25 protein-coding genes are annotated in these 25,763 nt (G+C 62.3%); 17 read left to right on the top strand and 8 right to left on the bottom strand.

Translation table 11 applies throughout. The features are described from left to right. The first annotated feature begins 171 nt into the window (after window positions 1-171). Window positions 172-444, top strand: coding sequence for a hypothetical protein (locus ACIPZH_RS18775; protein ID WP_400637298.1), 273 nt, complete (start codon window positions 172-174; stop codon window positions 442-444). A 27-nt stretch (window positions 445-471) separates the two neighbouring features. Here the strand turns inward: ACIPZH_RS18775 and ACIPZH_RS18770 are convergent, their stop codons facing one another. Then, on the bottom strand, window positions 472-1,686 hold the full coding sequence (locus tag ACIPZH_RS18770) for an MFS transporter (protein ID WP_400637296.1): 1,215 nt from the start codon (window positions 1,684-1,686) through the stop codon (window positions 472-474). Window positions 1,687-1,765: 79 nt separating this feature from the next. Further along, window positions 1,766-2,794: an alpha/beta hydrolase gene (locus tag ACIPZH_RS18765; RefSeq protein WP_372490484.1), complete on the bottom strand. Its 1,029-nt coding sequence runs from the start codon at window positions 2,792-2,794 to the stop codon at window positions 1,766-1,768. Between the two features lie 260 nt (window positions 2,795-3,054). On the opposite strand from ACIPZH_RS18765, the gene ACIPZH_RS18760 reads away from it, so the two are divergent. From ACIPZH_RS18760 to ACIPZH_RS18750, 3 genes are all read left to right on the top strand, one after another. After that, window positions 3,055-3,963 carry an AraC family transcriptional regulator N-terminal domain-containing protein gene (locus ACIPZH_RS18760; RefSeq protein WP_400637294.1) on the top strand — a complete coding sequence of 303 codons (909 nt, stop codon included), beginning with the start codon at window positions 3,055-3,057 and terminating at the stop codon, window positions 3,961-3,963. 305 nt (window positions 3,964-4,268) lie between these two features. After that, window positions 4,269-4,964, top strand: coding sequence for a 3-oxoacid CoA-transferase subunit A (locus tag ACIPZH_RS18755; protein ID WP_039601534.1), 696 nt, complete (start codon window positions 4,269-4,271; stop codon window positions 4,962-4,964). A gap of 8 nt (window positions 4,965-4,972) precedes the next feature. After that, window positions 4,973-5,614 carry a 3-oxoacid CoA-transferase subunit B gene (locus tag ACIPZH_RS18750; RefSeq protein WP_241806915.1) on the top strand — a complete coding sequence of 214 codons (642 nt, stop codon included), beginning with the start codon at window positions 4,973-4,975 and terminating at the stop codon, window positions 5,612-5,614. A gap of 168 nt (window positions 5,615-5,782) precedes the next feature. Here the strand turns inward: ACIPZH_RS18750 and ACIPZH_RS18745 are convergent, their stop codons facing one another. Then, a complete protein-coding gene (locus ACIPZH_RS18745) occupies window positions 5,783-6,160 on the bottom strand; it encodes a VOC family protein (protein ID WP_267823670.1) in 378 nt (125 codons plus the stop codon). A 197-nt stretch (window positions 6,161-6,357) separates the two neighbouring features. Between ACIPZH_RS18745 and ACIPZH_RS18740 the strand changes: the two genes are divergently transcribed. Continuing rightward, window positions 6,358-6,549 carry a hypothetical protein gene (locus ACIPZH_RS18740; RefSeq protein ID WP_241806913.1) on the top strand — a complete coding sequence of 64 codons (192 nt, stop codon included), beginning with the start codon at window positions 6,358-6,360 and terminating at the stop codon, window positions 6,547-6,549. A gap of 33 nt (window positions 6,550-6,582) precedes the next feature. Here ACIPZH_RS18740 and ACIPZH_RS18735 read toward each other — a convergent pair whose 3' ends face one another. The 3 genes from ACIPZH_RS18735 to ACIPZH_RS18725 form a co-directional block, all read right to left on the bottom strand. Beyond that, entirely contained in the window at window positions 6,583-6,816 is a 234-nt protein-coding gene (locus ACIPZH_RS18735; protein WP_400637293.1) for a hypothetical protein, read from the bottom strand. An 88-nt stretch (window positions 6,817-6,904) separates the two neighbouring features. Next, window positions 6,905-8,527: a methyl-accepting chemotaxis protein gene (locus ACIPZH_RS18730; RefSeq protein ID WP_400637291.1), complete on the bottom strand. Its 1,623-nt coding sequence runs from the start codon at window positions 8,525-8,527 to the stop codon at window positions 6,905-6,907. A 204-nt stretch (window positions 8,528-8,731) separates the two neighbouring features. Then, window positions 8,732-9,538, bottom strand: coding sequence for an outer membrane protein OmpK (locus ACIPZH_RS18725; RefSeq protein ID WP_400637289.1), 807 nt, complete (start codon window positions 9,536-9,538; stop codon window positions 8,732-8,734). Between the two features lie 645 nt (window positions 9,539-10,183). Here ACIPZH_RS18725 and ACIPZH_RS18720 point away from each other — a divergent pair. The 6 genes from ACIPZH_RS18720 (at window position 10,184) to ACIPZH_RS18695 (ending at window position 16,411) form a co-directional block, all read left to right on the top strand. Continuing rightward, window positions 10,184-11,197, top strand: coding sequence for an ABC transporter substrate-binding protein (locus ACIPZH_RS18720; protein WP_400637287.1), 1,014 nt, complete (start codon window positions 10,184-10,186; stop codon window positions 11,195-11,197). Between the two features lie 39 nt (window positions 11,198-11,236). Continuing rightward, window positions 11,237-12,262, top strand: a complete 1,026-nt coding sequence (locus tag ACIPZH_RS18715; RefSeq protein ID WP_241806908.1) for an aromatic ring-hydroxylating dioxygenase subunit alpha — start codon at window positions 11,237-11,239, stop codon at window positions 12,260-12,262. 66 nt (window positions 12,263-12,328) lie between these two features. After that, entirely contained in the window at window positions 12,329-13,183 is an 855-nt protein-coding gene (locus ACIPZH_RS18710; protein ID WP_400637285.1) for an ABC transporter ATP-binding protein, read from the top strand. Window positions 13,184-13,294: 111 nt separating this feature from the next. After that, window positions 13,295-14,023, top strand: a complete 729-nt coding sequence (locus ACIPZH_RS18705; protein ID WP_400637365.1) for an ABC transporter permease — start codon at window positions 13,295-13,297, stop codon at window positions 14,021-14,023. Between the two features lie 16 nt (window positions 14,024-14,039). After that, complete coding sequence (locus ACIPZH_RS18700; protein WP_400637283.1) at window positions 14,040-15,470, top strand: amidohydrolase family protein; 1,431 nt, start codon at window positions 14,040-14,042, stop codon at window positions 15,468-15,470. Beyond that, on the top strand, window positions 15,467-16,411 hold the full coding sequence (locus ACIPZH_RS18695; protein ID WP_400637281.1) for a PDR/VanB family oxidoreductase: 945 nt from the start codon (window positions 15,467-15,469) through the stop codon (window positions 16,409-16,411). Before ACIPZH_RS18700 ends, ACIPZH_RS18695 begins: the two co-directional genes overlap by 4 nt. Before the next feature lie 12 nt (window positions 16,412-16,423). Here ACIPZH_RS18695 and ACIPZH_RS18690 read toward each other — a convergent pair whose 3' ends face one another. Continuing rightward, the gene (locus ACIPZH_RS18690; RefSeq protein ID WP_400637280.1) at window positions 16,424-17,041 is read right to left on the bottom strand and encodes a dTMP kinase; all 618 of its coding nucleotides are present in this window, start codon (window positions 17,039-17,041) and stop codon (window positions 16,424-16,426) included. A gap of 189 nt (window positions 17,042-17,230) precedes the next feature. Here ACIPZH_RS18690 and ACIPZH_RS18685 point away from each other — a divergent pair, with 189 nt between their 5' ends. The 5 genes from ACIPZH_RS18685 (at window position 17,231) to ACIPZH_RS18665 (ending at window position 22,508) form a co-directional block, all read left to right on the top strand. Continuing rightward, entirely contained in the window at window positions 17,231-18,883 is a 1,653-nt protein-coding gene (locus ACIPZH_RS18685; RefSeq protein ID WP_349975497.1) for a mechanosensitive ion channel domain-containing protein, read from the top strand. A gap of 179 nt (window positions 18,884-19,062) precedes the next feature. Continuing rightward, window positions 19,063-19,659 (top strand): paraquat-inducible protein A, encoded by a 597-nt coding sequence (locus ACIPZH_RS18680; RefSeq protein WP_400628278.1) that lies wholly within the window; start codon window positions 19,063-19,065, stop codon window positions 19,657-19,659. Beyond that, a complete protein-coding gene (locus ACIPZH_RS18675; protein WP_241806901.1) occupies window positions 19,656-20,300 on the top strand; it encodes a paraquat-inducible protein A in 645 nt (214 codons plus the stop codon). The genes ACIPZH_RS18680 and ACIPZH_RS18675 overlap by 4 nt, the downstream gene beginning before the upstream one ends. Beyond that, the gene (locus ACIPZH_RS18670; protein ID WP_400637278.1) at window positions 20,281-21,936 is read left to right on the top strand and encodes an intermembrane transport protein PqiB; all 1,656 of its coding nucleotides are present in this window, start codon (window positions 20,281-20,283) and stop codon (window positions 21,934-21,936) included. Before ACIPZH_RS18675 ends, ACIPZH_RS18670 begins: the two co-directional genes overlap by 20 nt. A 17-nt stretch (window positions 21,937-21,953) precedes the next feature. After that, the gene (locus tag ACIPZH_RS18665) at window positions 21,954-22,508 is read left to right on the top strand and encodes a membrane integrity-associated transporter subunit PqiC (protein WP_400637277.1); all 555 of its coding nucleotides are present in this window, start codon (window positions 21,954-21,956) and stop codon (window positions 22,506-22,508) included. 63 nt (window positions 22,509-22,571) lie between these two features. On the opposite strand, the gene ACIPZH_RS18660 is transcribed toward ACIPZH_RS18665, so the two are convergent. After that, entirely contained in the window at window positions 22,572-24,641 is a 2,070-nt protein-coding gene (locus ACIPZH_RS18660; RefSeq protein WP_400637275.1) for a PAS domain-containing protein, read from the bottom strand. 171 nt (window positions 24,642-24,812) lie between these two features. On the opposite strand from ACIPZH_RS18660, the gene ACIPZH_RS18655 reads away from it, so the two are divergent. Then, window positions 24,813-25,733, top strand: a complete 921-nt coding sequence (locus ACIPZH_RS18655; RefSeq protein WP_400637273.1) for a bestrophin family protein — start codon at window positions 24,813-24,815, stop codon at window positions 25,731-25,733. Window positions 25,734-25,763 lie beyond the last annotated feature (30 nt).

Below are 25,763 nucleotides of genomic sequence, written 5' to 3'. Positions count from 1 at the left end.
TGAACAGCAGTGTTTGCTGTTCTGCTCCCGGTCAGTAATAACGGCGCGAGCTGTGGTGTGTTCGGCCTGGTCCACTATCACAAGCCACTGCCTACGCCGGGAGCTCGCGCAAGGGAAATGGCCATGACCGTCGAAGGCATGGCCTTGATTGAATGATTTGGATTGTGCCCGATGGAAGACTGGATCGGTTTATTGGAATGGCCTGCCATGGCTGTGACGGTGGTGGCGGCCTGGTGCATCGGCTCGCGCCGCCCAGGCCGGCGTAAAGTGGGGTTCTGCTGCTTCATCGCCAGCAACCTGCTGTGGTCGATCTGGGGCTTGCATGCCCAGGCATGGGCTTTGATCGTATTGCAGGTCGTGCTCTGCCTCATGAACCTCAGAGGCTGGTGGAAGAACAAAGTAGCGTCAAAGCGATCGCATGGGGTCCATTCTCGGCCGGCTTGATCTGTGGCCATGCCCCAGTGCATCGTCTCACTGGCTTGTTCCCTGTAGCGTACGGCTTGTACATGGGAGTGTGCGATTAGTGGCAGCACTTAGCACGGTTGCTGCCAGCAAGAGCACGCCGCTGGCGACGAATGTGGCTTGGTAGCCGAACCCGTCATACAGCACGCCACCCACGGTAGCCCCCGCAGTGATGGCCAGCTGAATCACTGCGACCATCAAGCCGCCTCCAGCCTCCGCTTGGTGCGGCATCGCTTTGGCCAACCAGGTGAACCATCCCACGGGGGCACAGGTAGAGATCAGCCCCCAGATACCGAGCAAGACAGCGACTGGAACGACCCAACTACCGACCATGATCACGGCGAAAGCGATGGCAGTCATGATCAAGGGTACGCCCAGCAGCACCCGATTCAGGTGTCGACCAACGAGCGCGCCAACGACCATGGTACCGACCAGCCCTGCGGTACCGGTGACCAGAAGCACAAGCGAGAGGGTGGGCACGTCCACACGGGTGACCGTTTCCAGGAAGGGCCGCAGATAGGTGAACAGTGTGAACTGCCCCATGAAGAGGCAAGCCACGGCCGCCATGCCGAGCGCGACCCTGGAGTCTGCCAGCAAACGCAAGGTTGCGGTGGCTGGCGCGGCCTTGCGTTCGCTCGGCATCGCAGGCAGCGTGAAGGCTTGCCACATCAACGCCAGCGCGGCCAAGGGCAAGACACACACGAACGCGCCTCTCCAGCCAATCATGCCCCCCAGGTAGCTTCCAACGGGCGCCGCGATTGCCGTCGCCAAAGCGGTACCGCCCTGCATCAGGGCAATAGCCTTGGGAACCAGCGGTGCGGGTGCGATGCGCATCATCACCGCTGTGGACATCGACCAGTACCCACCAATGGCGACGCCTAACACCGCCCGCCCCACCATCAATGTCAGGTAGTTCGGGGCAAAGGCCACCATCCCCCCGGAAGCTAGCATCAGCGCGGTTGTGGCCAGCAGTACAGGCTTGCGGTCGATACCCTGAGTCAGGGGGGCCAGCATCAGGCTGGTGATCACGGCAAACAAACCGGAGATGGCAATGGCCTGCCCTGCCTGGCCTTCAGTCAGTGACAAATCGGCCGCAATCGGCGTGAGCAAGCTCACTGGCAGGAACTCCGAAGCCACCAGGGCGAACGCACACAGTGACATTGCCAGGACTGCGCTCCAGACCTGACGGCTTGTGTGGTGAAGGTATGTTGCTGAGCTACTCATAACGGACTCGGTCTACCCATTGCAAAGACGCAGGTACCTACGCCCAGCCGAGAGAGGCTGGGCCTGGCAGTGGTGCTGGTTATTTGAGGTGTTCGCTGAAGAATGCCGTCAGCTTGCCAAAGGGGATCAATGCGACGCGGTCATAGAGGTCGACGTGGCCAGCACCCGGCACGATCACCAGTTGCTTGGGTTCGCCGGCAAGGCGATACGCCTCTTCACTGAACTCCCGGGAGTGGGCGTCCTCCCCCGCGATGAACAACATTGGGCGTGGCGAGATTGTCTCGATGTCATTGAACGGGTAGAAGTTCATGAACCTGACATTACTGGTCAGTGTGGGATGTGTCGTCAAAAGCGGCGACAACCCTTTGGGGGTGAACTCGCCCCGAGGCGTGCGGTAAAAGTCGTAGAACTCACGCTCAATGGCGTTGGAATGCTCGGTCAGCTTGTCGACCGTTCCACTGGTGTACAAGGTGTCACCGCCGGCAAACTCGACATCCCGCTGAGCTGCTGCTTGAGCTATGGCCTTCTTGCGCTGCTCGACCGTTACCGCATGCTTGAGGCCGTTGCGATTGGCGCCGCCCATGTCGTACATGCTGACCGTAGCAATGGCTTTCATCCGCGGATCAATCTTCGCCGCACTGATGGCAAAGCTGCCACTGCCGCAGATGCCCAGCACACCGATGCGATTGCGATCGACGAATCCCTGAGCGCCAAGATAGTCAACCGCCGCACTGAAGTCTTCGGCGTAGATATCCGGGGATACCAGGTTGCGCGGACGCCCTCCACTTTCACCCCAGAACGATAGATCGATGGCCAAGGTGACGAAGCCCTGCTCTGCCAGCTTCTGGGCGTACAGATTCGCGCTCTGTTCCTTAACGGCGCCCATCGGATGGCCGACGATGATCGCGGGGTAACGGGTTCCGCGCTCAAGGGTTTGAGGAACGAACAGGTTCCCGACCGTCGTCATCTGAAACTGATTCTTGAAGGAAACCCGTTCGCGTGACACCTGGTCACTCTTGTAGAAATTGTCGGCTTCATGGGACATATCGGCGGCTCCCGCAGTGAATGAGCTGGCCATCAAGGCAAACGCTAGGAACAAAGTCTTCAACGCACGCATGCTTGTCTGCTCGAAATGGAATGGGTGCGAGGGGCCTGCTCGGCTGAGCACGCTGGCCCCTTCGCCAGTAGCCATCTTCGTCGCACGTACCGCTTCATCAATAGAGCAAACGGGTAGTTTTATTGCCTGATTCTCCAGCACCTAGCGACTGGGCATGGACAGAGGAGGCACTGCGCCCGTAATGTTTTTCACACGATGATCGGAAGCTTCCTATGCCTGCCACGCTGCCACCGCCCTCCTCAACGAAACCCATGGCCAAGCTGTGCAAGGTGATCGGCGCGCACGCGCCCACGGCTGGCGATTTCACGACTCAAATCGCAGACCTCAGCGTCTACCGACGTAACGTAACCGCCCCACCGATTACCTGTATCCTCGAGCCGAGTATCGTGCTGGTGGTGCAGGGCGCCAAGGAGATGGTCATCGGTAGCCAGGCCTTCCCCTACGACACATCCCGCTTTCTCGTCACCTCGCTGAACATCCCGGCGAATTCGGCGGTGACCATGGCCAGCGAGCTGGCCCCTTGCCTGGGCCTGGTGTTCAAGCTGGACCTGCGCACACTGGCGGAATTGATCGCACAAGATGGTCGCCTGCCAGTGAGTGGCCAGTCCTTTCACACCAGCGCTGGAGTCGGTGAGTTGGGCCCGAAGTTACTGCAGAGCTTCACCCGCCTGATCGAACTGCTGGAGGAGCCCGACGCCATACCTGTGCTCTGGCCGCTCATTCAGCGGGAAATCCACTACCGGTTGCTGCTGAGTGACCAGGCCCCGCTGCTGCGCCATATCGCTAGCGTGGGCAGCAAGGGGCACCGAATCGCCAAGGCCATCGACTGGATGAAACTGAACTACGCCGCGCCGCTGCGGGTGGAGGAGCTCGCCTCCCAGGTGCAGATGGGGCTCTCGACCTTCCACCAGCATTTCCGTCAGCTGACCGCCATGAGCCCGCTGCAATACCAGAAATGGCTGCGGTTGAACGAGGCGAAACGGCTGATGCTCAACGAGCATCTGGATGCCGCCACCGCGGCCTTCAAGGTCGGCTACGAAAGCCCCTCGCAGTTCAGCCGTGAATACGGGCGCCAGTTCGGCACGCCGCCAAAGCGCGATATTGCAGAACTGCGCCTGAGCGCGGAAAGATCAGCTGCGTCCTCGCCCAGCGTGCCCTGAGCCCTGGGTTGTAGCCATGGTATAGCGGCGTCAGGCCGCGCCCGGTCCGCAGCCATGCAGGAACTCAGCTATAGTCCAGCGCATTGCTCCGCGGCATGGCCCACAGGGGTAACAGCCCCGCCCGCAGATCGCACAATGGTTCGATAATCGCACACCATCCGCTTCCCCCCTCTCTACTTGTGCCCGATCTTGCGGCACGCTTAGCACATGCAGCAAACATGTCCCAAGCGCTGGCTGGCCCCCTGTTCAAAGGGCGCGCCAGGCAGGCCCACAACCCATACTCCAGGAACAACCAGGAGCTCGCTTTGATCAATAAAACATATGAGTCCATCGCCAGCGCGGTGGAAGGAATCACAGACGGGTCGACCATCATGGTCGGTGGTTTTGGCACTGCCGGCATGCCGTCCGAGCTGATCGATGCGCTGATCGATACCGGTACTCGCGACCTGACCATCATCAGCAACAACGCCGGCAATGGCGAGATTGGCCTTGCCGCCCTGCTCAAGGCCGGCAGCGTGCGCAAGGTGGTCTGCTCCTTCCCACGCCAGTCCGACTCCTACGTCTTCGACGAACTGTATCGGGCCGGCAAGATCGAGCTGGAAGTGGTGCCGCAAGGCAACCTGGCCGAACGTATCCGTGCAGCAGGCTCGGGCATCGGTGCATTCTTCTCGCCGACCGGCTACGGCACGCTGCTGTCCGAAGGCAAGGAAACCCGCGAGATCGATGGTCGCCAGTACGTGCTGGAAATGCCGTTGCACGCCGACTTCGCGCTGATCAAGGCGTACAAGGGTGACCGTTGGGGCAACCTGATCTACCGCAAGGCGGCGCGTAACTTCGGCCCGATCATGGCCATGGCGGCCAAGACCGCCATCGCTCAGGTCGACCAGATCGTCGAACTCGGTGAACTGGACCCGGAACACATCATCACCCCGGGCATCTTCGTGCAGCGCGTGGTCGCCGTTACCGGCGCTGCTGCTTCTTCGATCGCCAACGCTGTCTGAGGCCTGCCATGACCATTACCACAAAACTTTCCCGCACCCAGATGGCCCAGCGCGTGGCCGCAGACATCCAGGAAGGCGCGTATGTGAATCTGGGCATTGGCGCGCCAACGCTGGTGGCCAACTACCTGGGCGACAAGGAAGTGTTTCTGCACAGCGAAAACGGCTTGCTGGGCATGGGCCCGAGCCCCGCGCCGGGCGAGGAAGACGATGACCTGATCAACGCCGGCAAGCAGCACGTGACCCTGCTCACCGGTGGTGCGTTCTTCCACCACGCCGACTCCTTCTCGATGATGCGTGGCGGCCACCTGGACATCGCCGTTCTGGGCGCCTTCCAGGTGTCGGTCAAAGGTGACCTGGCCAACTGGCACACCGGCGCTGAGGGTTCGATCCCGGCCGTAGGCGGCGCGATGGACCTGGCTACCGGCGCGCGCCAGGTGTTCGTGATGATGGACCACCTGACCAAGACGGGCGAAAGCAAGATCGTGCCTGAGTGCACGTATCCGCTGACCGGTATCGGCTGCGTCAGCCGCATCTACACCGACCTGGCTGTGCTGGAAGTGACCTCCGACGGCCTGAAAGTGGTAGAGATCTGCGCTGACATCGACTTCGACGAGTTGCAGAAGCTCAGTGGCGTGCCGCTGATCAAGTAAGCTGCTGCCTGTATCCGCCTGGCGGCGAAGGGGCCGAGAAGCCCATTGCCGCCGTGGCGCCGTCGTACTGCGATATACCAGCCCGCCTTTTCAGCCTTCTGCGCCGGCTTGCCGGGCGCGCCTCTTGTCACGCTTGGTGACGCCTGTAACGCCCATTGCCAGCTTTTGTCACAACTGCTCGGAAATCTCGATCAGATTGAGATCCGGGTCGCGCACGTACACGGAACGGATAGGCCCGGTCGCACCGGTTCGCTGAATCGGCCCCTCGATGATCGGCCAACGCTGACGTTCCAGCTGCGCGATGACCGCTTCCAGGCTGACACTGGCGATGAAGCACAGGTCCAATGCGCCTGGAACAGGCAGATGAGCTTTGGGCTCGAACTCATGCCCCCGCACATGTACATTGATCTTCTGATTGCCGTAGCAGAACGCCAAGCGTCCTTGGCCGAAGGTTTCCAGGCGCATGCCGAGCACGCGGCCATAGAAGTCTTTGCATGCATCGACATCGACGGTGGTCAGTACCAGGTGGTCCAGATGGTCAATCACTTCGCGATCTCCGGTTCTGTTGGGGCTTGGTGACGCGCAAGACGTTCCCTGGCAACTTTTGAAGGGCCCGCTCTGCTTAAATTGCTTTCGGAATGAACGTTTTACCCACTTGACCACTCCATGTACCGCATCATCATTGCCAGCCGCGACAAAAACGCAGTGAAGGATCCTGCGCGTGTTCCATGGAGAGGAAGATCATGAGTGTCACCCTGAAATGCCTCAAGTGCGGTGGGCAAGATTTGGTAAAGCCCGGCAGGCTCCACAGAAAATCGATTGTCACCTGCCGGGAGTGTAATGCCATCGCTCAGTACGGGGACCTGGTGGAAGCGGCGGGTCGGCGGTTGCTGGCCGAGCTTCAGCAGCAGTTGGCCGGCTTGAAGGCAGGCTGAGCAGCCTGCACGCGCGCAACCCGCCGACCACGCTTACTCGCCTGGATGTACTTCGACTTGGGTTATCTCAAGCGATTTGGCCTGCTGCAGGATCTCCGTCGGGGAGGCATCTGCAGCTGGCATCACCAGGCTGTTTTCGCCATCCCCGTAATGCAACACAATCAAATGCAACGCGGCTTCATGAAGCGAAAGCCCGTGCTGCTTGAGCTCGAAACGGTGTTCACGCGGTTCGCCCTTGAACAGGTACGTCAGGTTGTACGTGTGCATGCTGACCTCTCTAGTGCTGGATAGGTAAATATCCTGACCAGAGGGTCAGCATATGGTTCGACTCATGTCGACCATCATCCCTCGGTTGTCAGAGCTGAAAACGCTTCATCATCCCGTTCAAGCCGATCGACAAGCTGGCCAGCTCCTGGCTCGCCGTGCTGATCTGGTCCGCGCCCTCAGAGGTCTGCACGGCAAGTTCCCGAATATTCAACAGGTTACGATCGACTTCTCGAGCCACTTGTGCCTGTTCTTCAGTGGCACTGGCCACCACCATATTGCGCTCGTGGATGGTGGTCGCGCCATCGGTGATCTCATCCAGTGCCTGCCCGGCTAACTCAGCCACCTGCAGGGTATGCCCCACCTGCTGGCTGTTGCTGTGCATCGACTCCACCACGCGCGCCGTGCCGCTGCGAATGGCGTTGATCATTTCCTCGATCTCCAGTGTCGAGGTCTGGGTACGCGCTGCCAGCGCGCGGACTTCATCTGCCACCACGGCAAAGCCGCGCCCCGCTTCACCCGCCCTCGCCGCCTCGATCGCGGCGTTGAGCGCCAGCAAGTTGGTCTGCCCGGCAATGGCGCCGATCACGTCGAGTACCTTGCCCACTTCCTGCGACTGCACCGCCAGCGCTTCGATCTGCCGCGACGCCTCATGTACATCCTGGCTCATCTTGCCGATCGAACTGATCGCCTCGCCCACCCGCTGACGACCGCGCCGCGCCGCGTCTTCGGACTGACGGGAGATTTCAGAGGTGCTCACGGTATTACGCGCCACCTCTTCCACCGCCACGCTCATCTGCGTCACGGCAGTCGCCGCTTGCTGGATCTCGTCGTTCTGCCGGTTGAGGTCGCGGGAGGTTTGCTGGGTAATCGCCGACATCTGTTCACTGGCCGCAGCCAGCTGATGGGAGGAATCGCCGATCAGCCGCAGGGCGTCCTTCAGGCTGGCCTGCATCGCCGCCAGGGCATGCATCAACTGGGTCGCCTCGTCGCGGCCAGTGGCATGCACGGTGTGGGAGAGGTCGCCCTGGGCAATGTTCTGTGCCACGTCGATGGCTTCACGCAGCGGGCTGACGATACTGCGGGTCAGCAACCAGGCAAGGCCAATGGTCAGCACCAGCACCAGGCCAAGCACACCGAAGGTCAGGTACAGGGCACTCTGGTACTCAGCGCGGGCGTGGGCGGTGTGCTGTTCGGCGGTGTCGCTGCTGATCTTGACCAGGTTGTCGTATAGCTCACCGATTCGGTTGGAAATGTCCTGCATGGCGCCACTGAGCATCGCCTGCATCTGGGCTACCTGGTTTTGCTCGGACAACGCCTTGTACTGGTCGAGCAGCACACGGTATTCGTCGATCAGGTGCTGCATCTCGGTAAAGGCCGGTTTGCCCGCCGCTGGCAATACTGCACCGTAGCCCTCTACACCCTTGTCGAGCAGGCCTTTGAGCACCTCCAGGCGCGCCAGGGTCGGTGCCAGCTGGGCGGGCTCACGGGCGATGGCCATGCGCATGGTGATGATGCGCAGGCCCAGCATGTGGCTGCGCACTTCGCCCAGGTAGCGGGTGCCGACGTTGGTCACCTGCTCGGTATACACCACCGCTTCGCGCATGCTGGAGATCTTGTTGATGGAAAACAGCCCGAGCACTACGACCAGTGCAGCGATCAGGCTGAAACTCAGGTAAGAGCGAGTAGCGATGTTGAGATGGCGCAGGCGCATGGGGACGTATCCGGATGGCAGTGGGATGTACTACCCATTACGTTCGGCATGTTGATCAGAAGGTTGAGTGCATGAAGGGCGTTAGCGCCCGATAATCGAACATTATCGGTTTGGCGCTCGTGAGCTTCGAGCGCAGCCCGTGCTGCGCTCGATGCAATACTCATTTATAAACAAAGGGATACGCCACAATCCTAATATGTTTTCTCAGAAATGCACCTTGACCAGTACACTCACCGCATTCTGATCCGTCGGAAACCCGTGGCTGTCCTCGATCCCATACTTGTCCGACCAGTAATCCCATTCGAGCCCCGCATACAACCGCTTCGGCGTGTGCCCGAGGGCCTTGCCAACGTCGTATTTGACCTGCGGATTGAAGTGGAAGCTCTTGGCCACGTAATCCGACGTACCCTTGCTGCCCACGTCATTCACGTACCACTCCAGGTAACCATCGAACAGAATGTCCGACCGCCCCAGCGGTAGGGTCATCGCCCAGGTCGGGTTGATCTGCCATTGCCCTGACGCCTTGCCGGTAATCCCGTCGGGCTTGCGGTAATAGGTATTGAACGAAAAGCGATCGAACCCCGGGATAATCAAGTCCACGGCAGGCCCCAGCAGGTACTTGCGATTACGCCCCTCGCCACGCTCGTAGGTGGCGGCGATCAGTACATCCTTGACGATGCCAAAGCGCAGGTTCTGTCCGCTGACCTTACCCAGCGATAACCGCGGAGAGAATTCACCGTAGTAGGTATGGCCGTCATTGCCCGACAACCCGTTGGACCATTTGTTGTCGACGAACAGAAACACATCCCCCCAGCTCCAACCGCTGGCGTGTTCGAAGGTGACGGTCTGCTGGATGTCGTTGCCGGTGCCGTCGACTTTGTAATTGTGGCCGTAGAGGTAGCTCAGGCTATTGTCGTACCACATCAGCGGGCCGGCCTGGGCGCCGGAACTGGCCAGGGCACAGAGGGGCAGGAAGCAGTAGCTAAGGCAGGCAAGAGGGGTGAGTTTCATGGGCATCCCTTGGGTCGAGGTCGGTGAGGTTCACCAGCAAGGGATTCAGCGGACGGACCTCTCCTCTGGCCACGATGCAAACCGTGGCGCCACCCTTGCCGGGTGTGCGGCGTGCTGCCGCCAGAGCAATGTCCCATGCCATCTCTGGCACTGACCGCTTCTACTCGACTGTGCCATAGCAGGGCGCGTGCCAACTGATCGAATACAGTCTAGATCAGTTATTGTGGCCAATTTAGGGGATTACTGAGTACCAGGCCACCCATGGATTGCGCACTCTAATGGCGCCCGGCAGTCCTGCCCTGCACCTTCCCGGATCACTGTCCTGACCTGGCAACACCTACCTGCACCTGAACAGCCCGTTTTTGGCGGTCGCCGCACATTGGCACGCTTCTGGCTTGAGCTGCCTTCGAGTAGAAGCGGTCAGTGCCAGACATGGCATGGGGCATTGCTCTTGCGCCTTGGATAGGGCGTACATCCGAGCGGATGATTTGCACGAGGCCTGCCGGCCCTGGGCAAGTAGAGAAGTGTCAGCCGTGGCTGCTGCATGCTGTGCCCCCCTCCTCTTGCTGCGTTCTCTCTCCGCTCGGTCCTCGCTGGCGTGTTCCCGAACACCTGGCGCATTTCGAATCGAGGTGGAGAACAATCATGAAAAACCGCTTTGCTTTGACTTACCCGCTTCGCTCGCTGCTGGGCGCAGCAGTGTTCAGCAGCGCCTCCCTGGCCATGGCCAACGACAAAGTCGTGTTGCTCACCTCTTGGTACGCCCAGGCAGAACAGGGCGGCTTTTACCAGGCCGTGGCCGATGGCTTGTACGAAAAAGAAGGCCTGGATGTGTCCATCCGCATGGGCGGCCCACAGGTCAACGGCATGCAGTTGCTGGTCAGCAAGCAAGCCGACTTCATCGTCAACTACGACCTGCAGATCCTCAAGAGCGTGGAGCAAGGGCTGCCGGTGGTCGCGGTGGCTGCACCCTTCCAGGGTGACCCGCAGGGCTTGATGACGCACGCCGATGTCAACGGCCTGGACGGCCTGAAAAACAAGCAGGTGCTGGTCTCTACGTCCGGCCAGCAAACCTGGTGGCCCTGGCTCAAGGGCAAGTACCAGCTCGAGGACAACCAGGCACGGCCCTACACCTTCAACCTGCAGCCCTTCCTCGCCGGCGCCGACACCACCCAGCAGGCCTACGCCAGCTCGGAACTGTTCCAGGCCATCAAGGCCGGCCAGAAACCCAACTTCTTCCTGTTCGCCGATGCCGGTTACCCGCCCTACGGCTCCACCGTGGTCACCCGCCAGGACGTCATCGACCAGCATCCCGAGCGGGTCGCCGGTTTTGTCCGCGCCTCGCTCGAAGGCTGGAAACGCTACCTGGCCAACCCCGCGGCGGGCAATGCGCTGATCAAGCGCGACAACCCCAACATGAGCGATGAACTGCTGGCCTGGGGCGTCTCGACGCTCAAGCAATACCAGCTGGTCACCGGGGGCGATGCGGCCAGCCACGGCATTGGCACGATGAATGACGCCCGCTGGCAAGCCACCCGCGACTTCATGGTCCAGGCCGGCCTGCTCGGCGCCGCGGCCCCTTGGCAGAACGCCTACACCACTCGCTTCGTGCAAGGCCTGAATGTGCAGCCCGACACCGTCCAGGCGGCCAGCCGCTGAGCCTTGTAACAACAACCGATACCGTGAGGAAACTGGATCATGCTGGTCACCAAACAACCTGTATTGCGACGCTTCTGGTACGCCCTGCTGCCCATGACGGCGCTGGACGACGGACCAAAACCCTTCACTTTGCTGGGTGAAGCCCTGGTCCTCTGGAAGCGCCCCGACGGCACCCCGGTAGCGATGCGCGACCGGTGCTGCCACCGCACCGCCAAACTATCCAAGGGCTTTGTCAGCGAAGACGGCAATATCGCCTGCGGCTACCACGGCTGGGAGTATGACTGCAGCGGCGCCTGCGTGAAGATCCCGCAGAACCCCACGGGGGCGATACCACCGGGCGCAGCCGTCAAGGCCTACCATTGCCAGGAAAAGTATGGCTATGCCTGGGTCGCGCTGGACGATCCGCTGCAGCCGATCCCCGACTTCCCCGAAGACGGTGCCCCCGGTTACCGGCGTATCTTCCAGTTCTATGAAGAGTGGAAAACCAGCCCACTGCGGGTAATGGAGAACTCGTTCGACAACTCGCATTTTTCCTTCGTGCACAAAGCCAACTTCGGCCTGTTCGACCAGCCGCAACCGGCCAGCTATGACTTTCGCGAAACCGACTACGGCTTTGAAGCCGAGACCCGCGTGCCCATCCGCAACCCTGAAGAAAGCTTCGCCATTACCGGCACCCGTGCGCCGATCACCGAGCGCCACCTGGTCAACCGCTACTACCTGCCGTTTTCCCGCCGCTTTGGCTGCATGTACCCGGACAGCGGCATCCACCACATCATCTACAACTGCGCCACACCGATCGATGACGGCCGGCTGATGCTGGTGCAGTGGCTCTATCGCAATGACAGCGAGACCGACTGCCCGACCCAGGCGCTGATCGACTGGGACGCGGCGATCACCGCCGAAGACCGTGACATCCTTGAGGCCACCGACCCGGACGCCTGCGTCGATACCCGGCGGCGTGTGGAGCTGCACATGCCCTCGGACAAGCCAGGCCTGGTGATCCGCCGGCAACTGCTGGGCCTGCTCGAAGCCCACGGCGAAAGCGAAGTGTTCGCCAGCCACTGACCGCCTGTTCGGCGCCCCGGTGTGCCGGGGCATATGCAACCGCTCATGACCTTTTGGGAGAGCGCCATGTTGATGCAGACCCTATCCGAAACCCGCGCCCAGCTGCAGGCGCCACCCAACGCCGACGCCTTGGGTGGCGATACGCCGCTGTTCGCCAACCAGGTCGAGAAGACCTACAGCAACGGCACCGTCGCCCTGCACCGCGTCAAGCTGGCGATCCAGCGCGGCGAGTTCGTGTCGTTGCTGGGCCCGTCAGGCTGCGGCAAAAGCACCTTGTTGAAAATGTTCGCCGGCCTTGAACAACCCTCGGCAGGCCACGTGCGCTGGTGGGGCAAGGATGCCCCAGGCAGCGAGCCATTGGGCACCGGTGCGGGGCGTAGCCTGGCGATGGTGTTCCAGGAGGCGACCTTGATGCCCTGGGCCAAGGTGCAGGACAACGTACGCCTGCCGCTTGACCTCGCCCGCATGCCCAAAGCCCACAGCCAGCCCAAGGTACAGGCGGCGCTGGAGCTGGTTGGCCTGGGCGCGTTCGGCCAGGCCTACCCCCGCGAGTTGTCGGGCGGCATGCAGATGCGCACATCGATCGCCCGGGCGTTGGCCACCGAACCCAACCTGCTGTTGATGGACGAGCCGTTCGGCGCCCTGGACGAGTTCACCCGTAACAAGCTCGACAGCGACCTGCGCCAGCTCTGGGGCCAGCGCGACCTGACCGTGGTGTTCGTCACCCACAGCATCTTCGAGGCGGTGTACCTGTCATCGCGGGTGGTGGTGATGGGTGCCCGGCCCGGGCGGGTGATCGCCGATGTGCCCATCGACGGCCCGCTGCAGCGGGATGAGGCCTACCGCACCTCCCCCGCCTTCATCGCGCAGTGCGCCCACCTGTCCCGGCTGCTGGCCCAGGCCAACGGCGAGCCTGCTTGAGCGCATAACTTCAGAGCACAACTTGAGAGCCCTGACATGAGTCGACACTCTACTCCCTGGCTACACAACCCCACGGTGCTGCGCATCGCTTCGCCGCTGCTGGTCGGCGCTGTGCTGCTGGGCCTCTGGCAGCTGGCATGCATTGCCTGGCAAGTACCGGTCTACCTGGTGCCATCACCCGCCGACATCGGCCGCACGCTGATCAGCGACGGGCCCATGCTGCTCGCTGCGCTGTGGATGACCCTGAAGATCACCTTCCTCTCGTTCGCCCTCGCAGTGGTCATCGGCACCCTGGCCGCGTTCGTGTTCGTACAGAGCCGGCTGGTGGAAGCCAGCCTGTTCCCCTACGCGATATTGCTGCAGGTGACGCCAGTGGTGGCGATTGCACCGCTGATCATCATCTGGTGCAGCGACACCACCCTGGCGCTGGTGATCTGCGCCACCCTGGTGGCGGTATTTCCGATCATCGCCAACACTGTGCTGGGCCTGCGCAGCGTCAACCCGGGGCTGCTCAACCTGTTCCGCCTCAATCGCGCAAGCCGCTGGCAGGTGCTGCTGCGCCTGCGTATTCCCAGTGCCCTGCCGTGCTTCTTCGCCGGCCTGCGCATTGCCAGTGGCCTGGCATTGATCGGCGCGGTGGTGGCCGAATTCGTGGCCGGCACCGGGGGCACCGGCGCCGGGCTGGCGTACCAGATCCTGCAAGCGGGCTTTCAGCTCAATATTCCGCGGCTGTTCGCCGCCCTGGTGCTGATCGCCCTGACCGGCGTCGCATTGTTCAGCCTGATGGCCCTGCTGGCACGTTTGAGCCTGCGCCACTGGCACGAAAGTGAATTGGGTTAAGCCCTTGGAGCCCCTCATGAACCCTACCGACAGCTGGCTGATCCGCAACGCCAGCGCCATCCTCACCGGCCTGCCCGGCGCAGCCGCCCGCCACGCCGGGCCGGACATCCGTATCAGCCAAGGGCGCATCGCCGCCCTTGGCGCTTTGCAACCGCTGGCGGCAGAGCAAGTGCTCGACGCCACCGACTGCGTGGTTTACCCAGGTTGGGTGAATACCCATCATCATCTGTTCCAATCACTGCTCAAAGGGATCCCGGCTGGCATCGATCACAGCCTGGGGTCGTGGTTGGCCGCGGTGCCCTATCGCTACCGCGGCCTGTTCGATGAGCACAGCTTCCGCCTGGCCGCGCGTATCGGCCTGGTCGAGCTTGCCCGCTCCGGCTGCAGCACGGTCGCTGATCATCATTACCTGTACCTGCCAGGCATGGCCTTTGATAGCGCGCAGATTCTGTTCGAGGAGGCAGAGCGGCTAGGCCTGCGTTTCGTGCTGTGCCGAGGCGGCGCAACCCAGGTGCGCCAGGCCGAAGGCACCGCCAGTGCCGGCCCGGAAACCCTAGAACAGTACCTTGATGACGTCGGACGGCTGGTGCGCACCTACCACGACCCTGCCCCCGACGCCTGGCGCCGGGTGGTGATGGCGCCCACCAGCCCGCCTTACTCGATGCCGCCAGAGCACCTGCGCGAAACCGCCCGCGCTGCACGCCAGCTGGGCATCCGCCTGCACAGCCACCTGAGCGAAACGGTGGAGTACCAGAACGAGGTGCAGCGCCGCTACAACCTGTCTCCGGTGGCGTTTTGCGCAGAGCACGAGTGGCTCGGCGCTGACGTGTGGTTCGCTCATCTGGTCAAGCTCAGCCGCGAGGAAATCCGCCTGCTGGGCGCTACCGGTACCGGCATTGCCCACTGCCCGCAAAGCAACGGGCGTTTGGGCAGCGGCATCGCCGATATCCTGGCGATGGAAGCGGCCGGCATGCCGATCTCGATTGGTGTCGACGGCGCAGCCTCCAACGAAGCCTGCGACATGATCAGCGAAACCCACGCCGCCTGGCTGATGCAACGGGCCAAGGCCGGTGAGCGGGCGTTGCCCGACTATGCAGGCGGCGAGCTGGAAGGCGGCGCCCATGCCGCCAGCGTGGAAGACGTGGTGCGTTGGGGCACCGCCGGTGGGGCTCAGGTGCTGGGGCTGAACGCCCTTGGCACGCTGCAGGTTGGCATGGCCGCGGACCTGGCAGTCTACCGCCTGGACCAGCCGCGGTACTTCGGCTTGCATGACCCGGGCATTGCGCCCGTGGTGGGGGGTGGCCGTCCGACCTTGCGGGCCTTGTTGGTAGGTGGGCGCCTGAGCGTGGACAACGACACGATCCCTGGCCTGGACCTCGCCGAACTCGGTAGCCAGGCCCGTGAGGCCGTGCTGCGCCTGCAGCGCGCTGCGGGGGTACGCGCATGAGCTGGACCTCATTGCAAGTACGCGCCTTGCGCCTGGAAGCTGACGACGTGCTGGGTGTCGAGCTCGGCACGCCGGGCGGCGCACCGCTGCCGCTGAGCTGGGCGGCCGGCGCCCATGTCGACCTGCGCCTGGGCAACGGCATGGTCCGCCAGTATTCGGTGGTCAGCCTGCCCGAAGAGGGCCATCTGTACCTAGGTATCAAGCGTGAGCCTGCCTCACGCGGCGGTTCACAGTGGCTGCACGAGCACCTGCGCCTGGGTGCACGGATCGAGGTCGGCACCCCGCGCAACCAGTTTGCCCTGCAACCGGGGACAGGTTCAGTGGTATTGCTGGCGGCCGGCATCGGCATCACGCCTCTGCTACCGATGTACCGCCAATGCCTGGCACAAGGGCGCGCGGTGCGCCTGCTGTATTTCACCCGTGATGCGCACCCGCTGCCGCTGGTCCAGCGCCAGGGCCTGCCCATCGAAGTATTCAGCGGCTTGCGCGCTGCGCAGATCAAGCAAGCCTTGAGCGAGCTGTTGCCCGTTTGGCAGCCCCACGCCAGCGTGTATTGCTGCGGGCCCGCAGGGTTCATGGACAGTGTGGAGCACGCCGCTCTCAACCAGGGCTGGCCAGCATCGGCCCTGTACCGCGAGCACTTCAAGCCCGGCGAGCCCACAGCCGTAACCCATTCCAGCTGCACACTGGTGTTGCAGCGGAGCGGGCATGAGGTGCAGGTACAAACGGGCGAGAGCCTGTTGCAAGCCGCTGCGCGGGTCGGGGTGGACCTGCCCATCTCGTGCGGCATGGGCATTTGCGGCGCGTGCATGTGCCGGGTCATCGAGGGCACGCCAGAGCACCGTGACGAGTGCCTGACCGAAGCTCAACGCAGCAGAGGGGAATGGATCACGCCGTGTGTCTCAGGGGCGCGCTCTTCGCGCCTGGTGCTCGACGCCTGAAAGAGGCACGCGCTAAGGGCGTCGAAGCACGCGCTGAATCGCTGAAACCACCTGCAGCGTAGCGTCTTCGATTGTCCCTTCATTGCGGCACATCAGCCAGCCGTTGTCTGCAACGGCTCGCTCGAAAGCATGGGTACAGGCCACATGCTCTTCGAACCTGTGCATCACCGTGCTGCTCAACCCGCGCGTGCGTGCCGTCGCCCTCGCCCATGAAATAGCCGGGGCGGTGACCACCCCCACATGCAGGTCGGGTATGCGCACATCACAAGCGGTGTTCAGGCGCAGAATCCCAGGGAACGGGATCAGCCGGCGAAATGCAGCGTCCGAAGGGTACCAGCGGTCGATCAGTATGATGCTGTCCGGCGGCTGTCTGGCCAGCACGTGCCGGGATATCCACGCACGGCTCTGGGCAAAGCGCTCACAGATCGCCAGCTCAAGGTCCGGGCTGGGGTTTCTGACGAACTGGTTGACCAGTGCCATGGTTTCAGCCCTGTAGGGGTCGCTCTTTCGCTCGCAGATGCGGATGACTTTCAGCCCGTCAGCCCGCAGTGCCTGGGTGACGGACTCCAACAATGTGGTTTTGCCGGTGCCCTTGGGCCCGTCCATGGAGACGAACAGCGAACGGCTCATGAAGCGGGGCTTGCGGTGGGCATAGGGTGCAACGGCATCTTGATTCCTTGGCGAAGGCAGAGATGAGCATTCTACAGCGTGGTGACGTCCCTGCGCCGCTTGATGAAGCCGATTCCTGCACGCCACGGAGGGTTGCCTGAAGCCGGCTATGCTGGAAACAATTCGCAGGCAGGCGCCGGAGAGTGAAGCATGGGGATCAAGCGTTGGTCTGGGCGGGTGGCTTGGCTGATTCTGGGGTTGTACATGATGGTCTCGCCCCTCGTTAACGCCGACGGCGAGCAGCCCGCCACAGGTGTCGAGGGCGTCATTGCCGAGCCAGCCGCGCTCACGGTGATCAACCGCACGGTTTTCGTCTTTCGTTCTACCTTGCTGGGCGAAACCCCCAAGGCGCGCGCCCAGCGCGCAAAGAGCCTGATCGAAGAAACCCTGCAGGAAGACAACGACCTGCAAGTCAGGACCGACCCTATCCTGAACAGTTATCTGGTGTTGCTGGGGGGCCGTCGCGCCTTCATCGTTACACCGCTCGATGCCGCAGCCGACGCCATCACGCCAAACGAGGCTGCCGAACGTGCTGCCGAAAACCTGCGCCTGGTGGTCGAGGAAACCCGCCAGGCACGCAGCCTGAAGTTCCTGTTGACGGCGGTGGGCTACTCGGCGGCCGCCACCTTGGTGTTCGTCCTGCTGCTCAAGGCTGCAGGTTTGGGTCGCAGCAAGCTGCTGGGCCTGTTGCCCCGCCTGATGGGCAAACACTCCGAGCGCTTCAAGGTCGGGCACACGCCGCTGTTCGATCTGCAGAACCTCTACTACCTGATCGACCGCTCACTGTGGCTGTTGTACTGGTTGATCGTGCTGCTGCTCTGTTACCAGTGGCTGGGGTTCGTGCTGTCGCAGTTCCCCTACACCCGCTCCTGGGGCGAAAGCCTGAATATCCACTTGATGGAGCTGTTCAGGTACCTGGTCAGCGGCATTCTGCGTGCCATGCCGGGCCTTGCCGTGGCCATCTCGATCTTCTTCATCGCCCGTGGCATCAGCGCCTTTTCCAAACGTGTGCTGCGGCGCATGGCCCGCCCAGGCACATTGACCTGGCTCACCGCCGAAACCCTGCAACCCACCATGCGCCTGACCTCGCTGGCCATCTGGCTGTTCGCGCTGGTGATGGCTTACCCGTATCTGCCAGGTTCAGGCACCGATGCCTTCAAAGGGCTGTCGGTGTTGATCGGTTTGATGATTTCACTGGGGGCGACCAGCGTCATCGGCCAGGGCGCAGCCGGTTTGATCCTGACCTACACCCGTACCCTTCGGGCCGGCGAGTTCGTCCGGGTGGGCGAATACGAAGGCACAGTGACCGAAGTGGGGATGTTCACCACGACGATCAGAACCGGGCTCGGCGAAGTCCTGACGCTGCCCAACTCCATGATTACAGGGGCGGTGACCAAGAACTACTCGCGTATCGTGCAAGGGCAAGGCTATGTCGTGGACACGGTTGTGACCATCGGCTACGACACGCCTTGGCGACAGGTGGAGGCCATGTTGCTGGAAGCGGCACGGCGCACCGACGGCGTACTCCAGGACCCCAGACCACAGGTGTTCCAGACGGCTCTCTCGGATTTCTACCCCGAATACCGCCTGGTCGCGCAGGCCGTTCCCGCTGAGCCCAGGCCGCGCGCGCTGCTGCTGAGCCTGTTGCACGCCAACATTCAGGACGTGTTCAACGAATATGGGGTGCAGATCATGTCCCCGCACTACCTGGGTGACCCCGAGCAGGCCAAATGGGTACCCAAAGAGCAGTGGCATACCGCCCCGGCCAGTCCCCACTCCCCTGAACAAGGCCCGGTCAGCTGAGCATCAGGGCAATGCTTACCGGCCCGCAGGCCGCCACCGGTGCTATCGGGCAAAGTTAGCGATAAGGCCGGCTGAATGCGCTGGCCCACGGGTTTACAGTTTGTTCGCACAACATTTGCCTAATACAGCAGCGCTTCTATATTCACAAAGGCCTGCCCTCAGTTGACCAGAGCGTCATGATGCCCCCGACAGAGCAATTGATCATCTGCGAGCACTGCGACTGCGTGTACGAGAAAGCACTGCTCGCCAAGCATCAGAAGACCTTGTGCGCCCGCTGTGGCGGTGTGCTGCAGCGGCACAATGGCCTGACGGTGGAGCAACGCCTGGCGCTCACGCTCACGGCCGCGGTGCTGTGGTTGTTCGCCAACTTCTATCCGGTGATGAGCATCAGCCTGAAGGGCCTGAAGAACAGCGCCACGTTGTGGGATTCGGTATTGGCACTGAGCCAGGGGCCGATCACGTTCATGGCCATGGTCGCGGCCATCTCGATCATCATCGCCCCGGCATTCCAACTGCTTCTGCTCATCTGGGTCCTGGGTTACGCCCTTGCCGCCCGCCGCTCACCAGCATTCAAGCTGTGCATGCGCTGGCTGGAGACACTGCGCCCCTGGAGCATGCTGGAAGTGTGCCTGCTCGGCGCGATGGTGGCGGTGTTCAAGCTCGCCGGGATGCTCGATGTGCTGCCGGGCATCGGCCTGCTCGCACTGGCCGCCCTGAGCCTGCTGATGATCCGCATTGCCGGCCGGGACATCCGCGACCTGTGGGATATGCCATGAACAGGCCGCCAACCGCCAGCGAACTCAACCTGTGCCTGTGCCACAGTTGTGGGCTCGCCTGCGACATGCGCGACGAACCGCATCGGTGCCCCCGTTGCGACGCCCCCTTGCATCGGCGCAAGACCAATTCCCTGGGCCGTACCTGGGCCTACCTTCTCGCGGCGCTTGCCTTCTACATACCGGCCAACGTGCTGCCGGTGATGAACACCACCATGCTCGGCAGCGGTGCCGACAGCACCATCATGAGCGGCGTGATCGAGTTCTGGGAGCACGGCGCCTGGGATATCGCGCTGATCATCTTCATTGCCAGCATCGCCGTACCAGGCGTGAAGTTCATGGCATTGTCGATGTTGTTGATCACTGTCCAGCGTGGCAGCCATTGGGCGCAACAGCAGCGCTCCAAGCTCTACCGGTTCGTTGAGCTGATCGGCTATTGGTCGATGCTCGATGTGCTGGTCGTTGCCCTGGTTGCGGCGCTGGTGAAGTTCCAGGCGCTGGGCGATATCGAGCCGCGCCCCGGCATTCTGTTCTTTGGCCTGGTGGTGGTGTTCACCATGCTTTCTGCGATGAGTTTCGACCCCCGTCTGATCTGGGACACGCCACCTGACAAGGAGCTCATGGATGAACCCATCCAGCAATGACAGCCCAGCCGTGCCGGGCAAGGCACCGGTCAAGACCCGTCGGTTCAGCTTTTCACTGGTGTGGATCGTGCCGATCGTGGCAGTGCTTGTGGGCCTCTCGCTGGTGGTGCACAACCTCATGCAGGAAGGCCCGACCATTACCCTCACCTTCAAGACCGGTGCCGGGCTTGCAGCCAACAAGACCGAAGTGCGCTATCGCAACGTCGTGATCGGCCACGTGACCGAGGTCGCACTCAGCAACGACCAGAAGAACGTCAACGCCACCGTCAAACTCGACAAGCAGGCAGAAGGCTTCACCCGTGAGGACTCGAAATTCTGGGTGGTCCGCCCACGGATCGGTGCCGGCGGCGTGTCGGGCATAGACACCCTGCTCTCGGGCGATTACATCGGCGCCGACATCGGCCAGTCCAACACCCGCGTCAAACATTTCACCGGCCTCGAAAACCCACCCGCCATCACCTACGGCGAGCCCGGCAAGCATTTCACCCTGCACACCCAGGACCTGGGCTCGCTGGACATCGGCTCCCCGGTGTATTTCCGCAAGATCCCGGTCGGCCAGGTGGTCGCCTACGCCCTGGACAAGGATGGCAGAGGGGTTGATGTAGAGATCTTCGTCCACGCGCCCAACGATGCCTTCGTGACCGCCAACACCCGCTTCTGGAACGCCAGTGGCATTGACATAGACGTCGGCGCCAATGGCTTCGCGCTAAAGACCGAATCGCTGTCTTCCATTCTGGTCGGGGGCATCGCCTTCCGTGCACCGGACTACAACCCCAATGACAGCGCCGCCAGCGAAGACCAGCGCTTCGAGCTGTTCGCCGACCAGGCCAGCGCGCTGGCACCGCCCGCCGGCAAGGCGCAGTACCTGGCACTGCGCTTCGACCAGGCCATGCGCGGCCTGAAAGTCGACGCTCCGGTAGAGTTTCTGGGCGTGGAGATTGGCCGCGTGGTCTCGGTGAACCTTGACTTCGATGAGAAGCAGCGCAGCTTCCCGGTCAACGTCGGCATCGTGATCTACCCCCAGCGCTTGGGGCGCGCGCACGAGAAGATGCTCAAGGCCCTGCAGCACGATCCTAATGACGAAGCGTCCGCCGCCAAACTGATGGGGACGTTCATCGACAACGGCCTGCGAGCCCAGGCACGCAGTGGCAACCTGCTCACGGGCCAGCTGTACATCGCCCTGGATTTCTTCCCCAAAGCGCCGAAGGTGGCATTCGACCCTACTGCCCGACCGGTGATGATCCCGACCATTCCTGGCAGCCTGGAGCTGCTGCAAGAGCAGTTGCAGACCATGGTAGACAAGGTCAACCGGCTGCCGCTGGAACGTATTGCCAGCAACCTGGACGCCAACCTGGTCGAGCTGCGCAAGAGCCTGAAACAGTTCAACGCCAAGACCTTGCCGGGCGTACAAGGCACTTTGGCCGAAGTCAGCAGCACGCTGAAATCTGCCAACGCGACGCTGGCAGACGATTCGCCACAGCGGGAACAACTGACGCAGACCCTGGACGAGCTCAGTCGTATGTCGCGCTCGCTGCGCGAGCTCGCCGATTACCTGGGCCGTAACCCTGAGTCCCTGCTGCGTGGCCGCCCGGACAACGCCGCGCCGATGGACCTGCAAGGGCCGCCACGCAATTGACCACAGGAGTGTTGAGCATGACCCCGTTGCCAAGGATTACCCTGCTGGTCGCGCTGATGACATTGGGCGCCTGCCGCAGTGACCCTATCCAGTTCCATACCCTCACGCCGGCGATGCCCGCGCCGTCCTCCCACGCCGCCACGGACGAAATCCTGCTTGAAAGTGTCAGCGTGCCGCCCCAGGTCGACCGGCCCCAACTGGTGATCCGTCAAGGTAATAGCAGCCTGGCCATCCTCGAGACGCAGTGGTGGGGCGCCACCCTGGTGGATGAGCTGCGCAGCGCCTTGATCGACCAATTGAGCAACACCCGCCCTGCGCGCAAGCTGTCACTGCGGGTGGATGTGCAACGGTTCGATTCGGTGCCCGGGCAGTATGCCCTGCTGGACGCACGCTGGCGCTTGCGAGCACGCGGCGCCGATGCCCAGCTGACTTGCCGCAGCACCTTGCAGACGGCGGCCGGCAATAGCATCGATGACGTTGTGATCGCCCAGCAAGCCAACGTCAAGCGCCTGGTGGCACTGATCAGTCAAGCGGCTTCGTCGACGAACAGCACTTGCCCTGTCGAGCGCTGATCACCGCCGTTGCACAAGTGCTGCACGCGCTGAACCGTGAGGTGCAACAGCAGCGTCCAGCCGTTATCGGCTTGAATGTCCAAGCAGCGTATTGACGTTCAGCGACAGCGCTTCGAGTGCAAACGGCTTTGTCAGCACTGCCGTGTGCGCTTCCATCGGGGCCTGGTCCAGTACATGCGGCTGCGCATACCCGGTCATGAACAGCACCGGCAGCCCAGGCCTGCAAAGGCGGCCCGTCTGCGCCATCTGCCGGCCGTCGATGCCACCTGGCAAGCCTATGTCCGTCACCAACAGGTCGATACGCGTATCCGAGCGCAGCAGTTGCAAGCCCGCCAGGCTGTCAGCCGCTTCAATCACGACATAACCACAGCTGCCCAGGGCTTCGCTGACGAACATCCGCACCGAAGGCTCATCGTCGACCACCAGTACCGTGGCTCCGGATAGCACCGGCGGCGCCTTGACTGGCGTTCGCACAGACGCATCCTGGCCTGCACGGGCGGCTTGGCTGGGTAACTGCAGGTACACGCGGGTGCCTGCGCCCTCCTGCGATTCGATCTTCACCTGGCCCCCTGACTGTTTGGCGAACCCATAGATCATCGACAAGCCCAGCCCGGTGCCCGCACCGACCGGCTTTGTCGTGAAAAAGGGCTCGAATGCGCGGCTGAGTGTTTCGGCATTCATACCGATGCCATTGTCAGCCACGCAAACTGTCAGATACGTTCCGGGGGACAGCTCCGGATCGAGGTCCGGCCCTGGCTGCAGCACTTGGTCGAATGTACTGATGGATATCTCACCGCCGCCGGCGTCACGGCTATTGATACAGAGATTGAGCAACGCATTTTCGACTTGCGCCGGGTCGACCAGGCACGTGCTGGCCTGCGCATTGAGCAGCACCCGCAGGTTGATCGAGGGGCCGACCGTTCGACGAATCAGCTCTTCCATATCGCTGATCAAGGCATTCACGTCGGTATGCTCAGGCAGCAACGTCTGGCGGCGCGAGAATGCCAGTAGGCGGTGTGTCAGTGAGGCAGCACGCTGGGCAGCCCCCTGCGCTACCGACAAGTAACGCTCCACGTCCGCGACCCGCCCCTGGTTCAAACGCAGCTTGATCAGGTCCAGGCTGCCAGTGATGCCTGCCAGCAGGTTGTTGAAGTCGTGGGCAATCCCCCCGGTCAGTTGGCCGACCGCTTCCATCTTCTGCGACTGACGCAGCGCCGCCTGGGCCGCTTCGCGCTCGGCCACGGCTTCCTCGATGCGTGCTTCCAGCGTACGGTTGAGCTCACGCAACTTGGATTCAGCATTTTTGCGGGCGGTTACATCGATGGAGGACCCGATCAGGCCCATGACTTCGCCGGTGTCGCTCAGTAGCGGGGCCTTGATGGACAGCCAGTAGGTCGCCGAGCCATCGGGCATATCGACCCGCTCCTCGATCTGCTCGGCCACACCGCCGTGCATGATGCGCTGATCTGTCTCCATCACCTGGCGAGCCTGGGCTTTGTCCTCCAGGAACTCGACATCGGTCTTGCCCAGGTAGAACTCCGGCGGCTTGCCGATCAGTTGCGTGGCACCATGGTTGGCCACCAGCATGCGCCCTGCCAGGTCCTTGGCATAGACAACCCCGGGCACCGCTGCCGTGAATGTTCGCAAAAGGGCCGACATCCTGTCGCGCTCAGCCTCTGCCGAGCGCCGCGACTCGATATCCATGAGTATGCCAGGGAAGCGCACAGCCACACCTTGCAGGTCGTGCTGTGCGCGGCCATTGGCCTCGACCCATCTGTAGCCGCCATCGTCGTGACGTACCCGGTACTCGCACCTGAATGCCCCACCACGGTCCATCGCTTGCTGGATGTCTGCCCAGACTCGCTCACGGTCGTGCGGGTGAATGGAGGCGAACGCTTCTTCGATCGGTATGCCCGCCATGCACCTGTCTGCCGGCAGCCCAAAGGATCGGGAGAAGCGCTCATCGGCTGTGACCTGGTTGTTGGGGATATCCCATAACCAGGTGCCGATGATCGCACCTGCATCGAGCGCCAGCTGCAATCGCTCTGCAGTATTGGTTGGAAACGCATGTTCCTGGTTCTGCGCTGCAGACGCGCCAGTAGGGCTGTAAATGCCAGGACTTTCGCGATCCATAACCTGTCTCTCAGTGGCAACCGTCGGCCATGGTCGCACACCTGCGCCAAGCGCCGGAAGGCTCCACCATGCTCAAGCTCAAGATTAAGCTGCGCTTAAGTCTGGCACCTTAACCTGTCCCCAGCAAAGGCGCTTTCGCCCGTCTTCAAAGGGCTTACAAGGAGTTGTGCCATGACCCACGCACTGGATATGAAATGGAAATGCCTGGCCAGGACGGTCACATACGTCGGGTGGTCGCTGCTGTGGCTACTGCTGTGGGACGTGGCCGTTACCCTCGATGCCATGCTGGTCACAGGCTACGGGTTCGAGCTCCCGCTGATGCCCCTGACGCTGTTGTGCTCCGCGCTGGTGGTGCTCATCAGCTTTCGCAACTCCAGTGCGTACAATCGCTGGTGGGAGGCCAGGACGCTGTGGGGCTCGATGGTCAACAGCTCGCGCAGCCTGGGCCGGCAGGTGCTTACCCTCATCGAAGACACCCAGGGCCTGAACCCGGTCAAAGCCCAGCTCATGCGCCGACACGTGGCTTACCTGCATGCCCTGCGCATGCACCTGGGCGGCGGCAGAAACCCCGAAGCGCTGGGCGCTTTGCTCACTGAAAGTGAACGGGCCCGCCTGGCCGGGTCCAGCAACTTGCCCAACGACATTCTCAGCGGTTCGGCAGAACTGATCACGCACGAGTTCAACGAAGGCCGCCTGGACAGCATCCGGCTGGCGCGCATCGAGTCGACACTGGTAGACCTGTCGAACTGGCAAGGCGGCATGGAGCGTATCGCCAATACACCGCTGCCCTACCCTTATGTGTATTTCCCCAGGCTGTTTGGCACGCTGTTCTGCATCATCATGCCGCTGAGCCTGGTTCCAACCTTAGGCTGGTTCACGCCGGTCGTATCGACGGTCGTGGGCTGCATGCTGCTGGCCATGGAACGGATCGGCACGGACCTTCAGGCGCCGTTCGGCAACAGCCAGCACCGCATTCGTACCGAAGACTTTTGCCGCAATATCGAAAGCAATCTCAAGTCGATGTTCAACTCGCCGGAACGCGGGGTGCTGTCGCTGTGTCACGAGCCAGCCCCGGCGCTGCAGAGGCTTTGAGCCGCGCCGACCGAAACAGGCGCGGCGCGG

Origin of the sequence: Pseudomonas sp. NPDC089758, assembly GCF_044748705.1 — a bacterium.
In the GTDB taxonomy this organism is placed as follows: Bacteria; Pseudomonadota; Gammaproteobacteria; order Pseudomonadales; family Pseudomonadaceae; genus Aquipseudomonas; species Aquipseudomonas putida_X.
Note: the sequence above shows the minus strand (reverse complement) of the source record. Positions and strands in the feature narration are given on the sequence as shown.

Coding starts and splice junctions, on each gene's coding strand:
- ACIPZH_RS18775 (WP_400637298.1), top strand. CDS start 172: ATGGAAGACTGGATCGGTTTATTGGAATGGCCTGCCATGGCTGTGACG.
- ACIPZH_RS18770 (WP_400637296.1), bottom strand. CDS start 1,686: ATGAGTAGCTCAGCAACATACCTTCACCACACAAGCCGTCAGGTCTGG.
- ACIPZH_RS18760 (WP_400637294.1), top strand. CDS start 3,055: ATGGCCAAGCTGTGCAAGGTGATCGGCGCGCACGCGCCCACGGCTGGC.
- ACIPZH_RS18750 (WP_241806915.1), top strand. CDS start 4,973: ATGACCATTACCACAAAACTTTCCCGCACCCAGATGGCCCAGCGCGTG.
- ACIPZH_RS18740 (WP_241806913.1), top strand. CDS start 6,358: ATGAGTGTCACCCTGAAATGCCTCAAGTGCGGTGGGCAAGATTTGGTA.
- ACIPZH_RS18735 (WP_400637293.1), bottom strand. CDS start 6,816: ATGCACACGTACAACCTGACGTACCTGTTCAAGGGCGAACCGCGTGAA.
- ACIPZH_RS18730 (WP_400637291.1), bottom strand. CDS start 8,527: ATGCGCCTGCGCCATCTCAACATCGCTACTCGCTCTTACCTGAGTTTC.
- ACIPZH_RS18725 (WP_400637289.1), bottom strand. CDS start 9,538: ATGAAACTCACCCCTCTTGCCTGCCTTAGCTACTGCTTCCTGCCCCTC.
- ACIPZH_RS18720 (WP_400637287.1), top strand. CDS start 10,184: ATGAAAAACCGCTTTGCTTTGACTTACCCGCTTCGCTCGCTGCTGGGC.
- ACIPZH_RS18715 (WP_241806908.1), top strand. CDS start 11,237: ATGCTGGTCACCAAACAACCTGTATTGCGACGCTTCTGGTACGCCCTG.
- ACIPZH_RS18710 (WP_400637285.1), top strand. CDS start 12,329: ATGTTGATGCAGACCCTATCCGAAACCCGCGCCCAGCTGCAGGCGCCA.
- ACIPZH_RS18700 (WP_400637283.1), top strand. CDS start 14,040: ATGAACCCTACCGACAGCTGGCTGATCCGCAACGCCAGCGCCATCCTC.
- ACIPZH_RS18695 (WP_400637281.1), top strand. CDS start 15,467: ATGAGCTGGACCTCATTGCAAGTACGCGCCTTGCGCCTGGAAGCTGAC.
- ACIPZH_RS18690 (WP_400637280.1), bottom strand. CDS start 17,041: ATGAGCCGTTCGCTGTTCGTCTCCATGGACGGGCCCAAGGGCACCGGC.
- ACIPZH_RS18685 (WP_349975497.1), top strand. CDS start 17,231: ATGGGGATCAAGCGTTGGTCTGGGCGGGTGGCTTGGCTGATTCTGGGG.
- ACIPZH_RS18680 (WP_400628278.1), top strand. CDS start 19,063: ATGCCCCCGACAGAGCAATTGATCATCTGCGAGCACTGCGACTGCGTG.
- ACIPZH_RS18675 (WP_241806901.1), top strand. CDS start 19,656: ATGAACAGGCCGCCAACCGCCAGCGAACTCAACCTGTGCCTGTGCCAC.
- ACIPZH_RS18670 (WP_400637278.1), top strand. CDS start 20,281: ATGAACCCATCCAGCAATGACAGCCCAGCCGTGCCGGGCAAGGCACCG.
- ACIPZH_RS18665 (WP_400637277.1), top strand. CDS start 21,954: ATGACCCCGTTGCCAAGGATTACCCTGCTGGTCGCGCTGATGACATTG.
- ACIPZH_RS18660 (WP_400637275.1), bottom strand. CDS start 24,641: ATGGATCGCGAAAGTCCTGGCATTTACAGCCCTACTGGCGCGTCTGCA.
- ACIPZH_RS18655 (WP_400637273.1), top strand. CDS start 24,813: ATGACCCACGCACTGGATATGAAATGGAAATGCCTGGCCAGGACGGTC.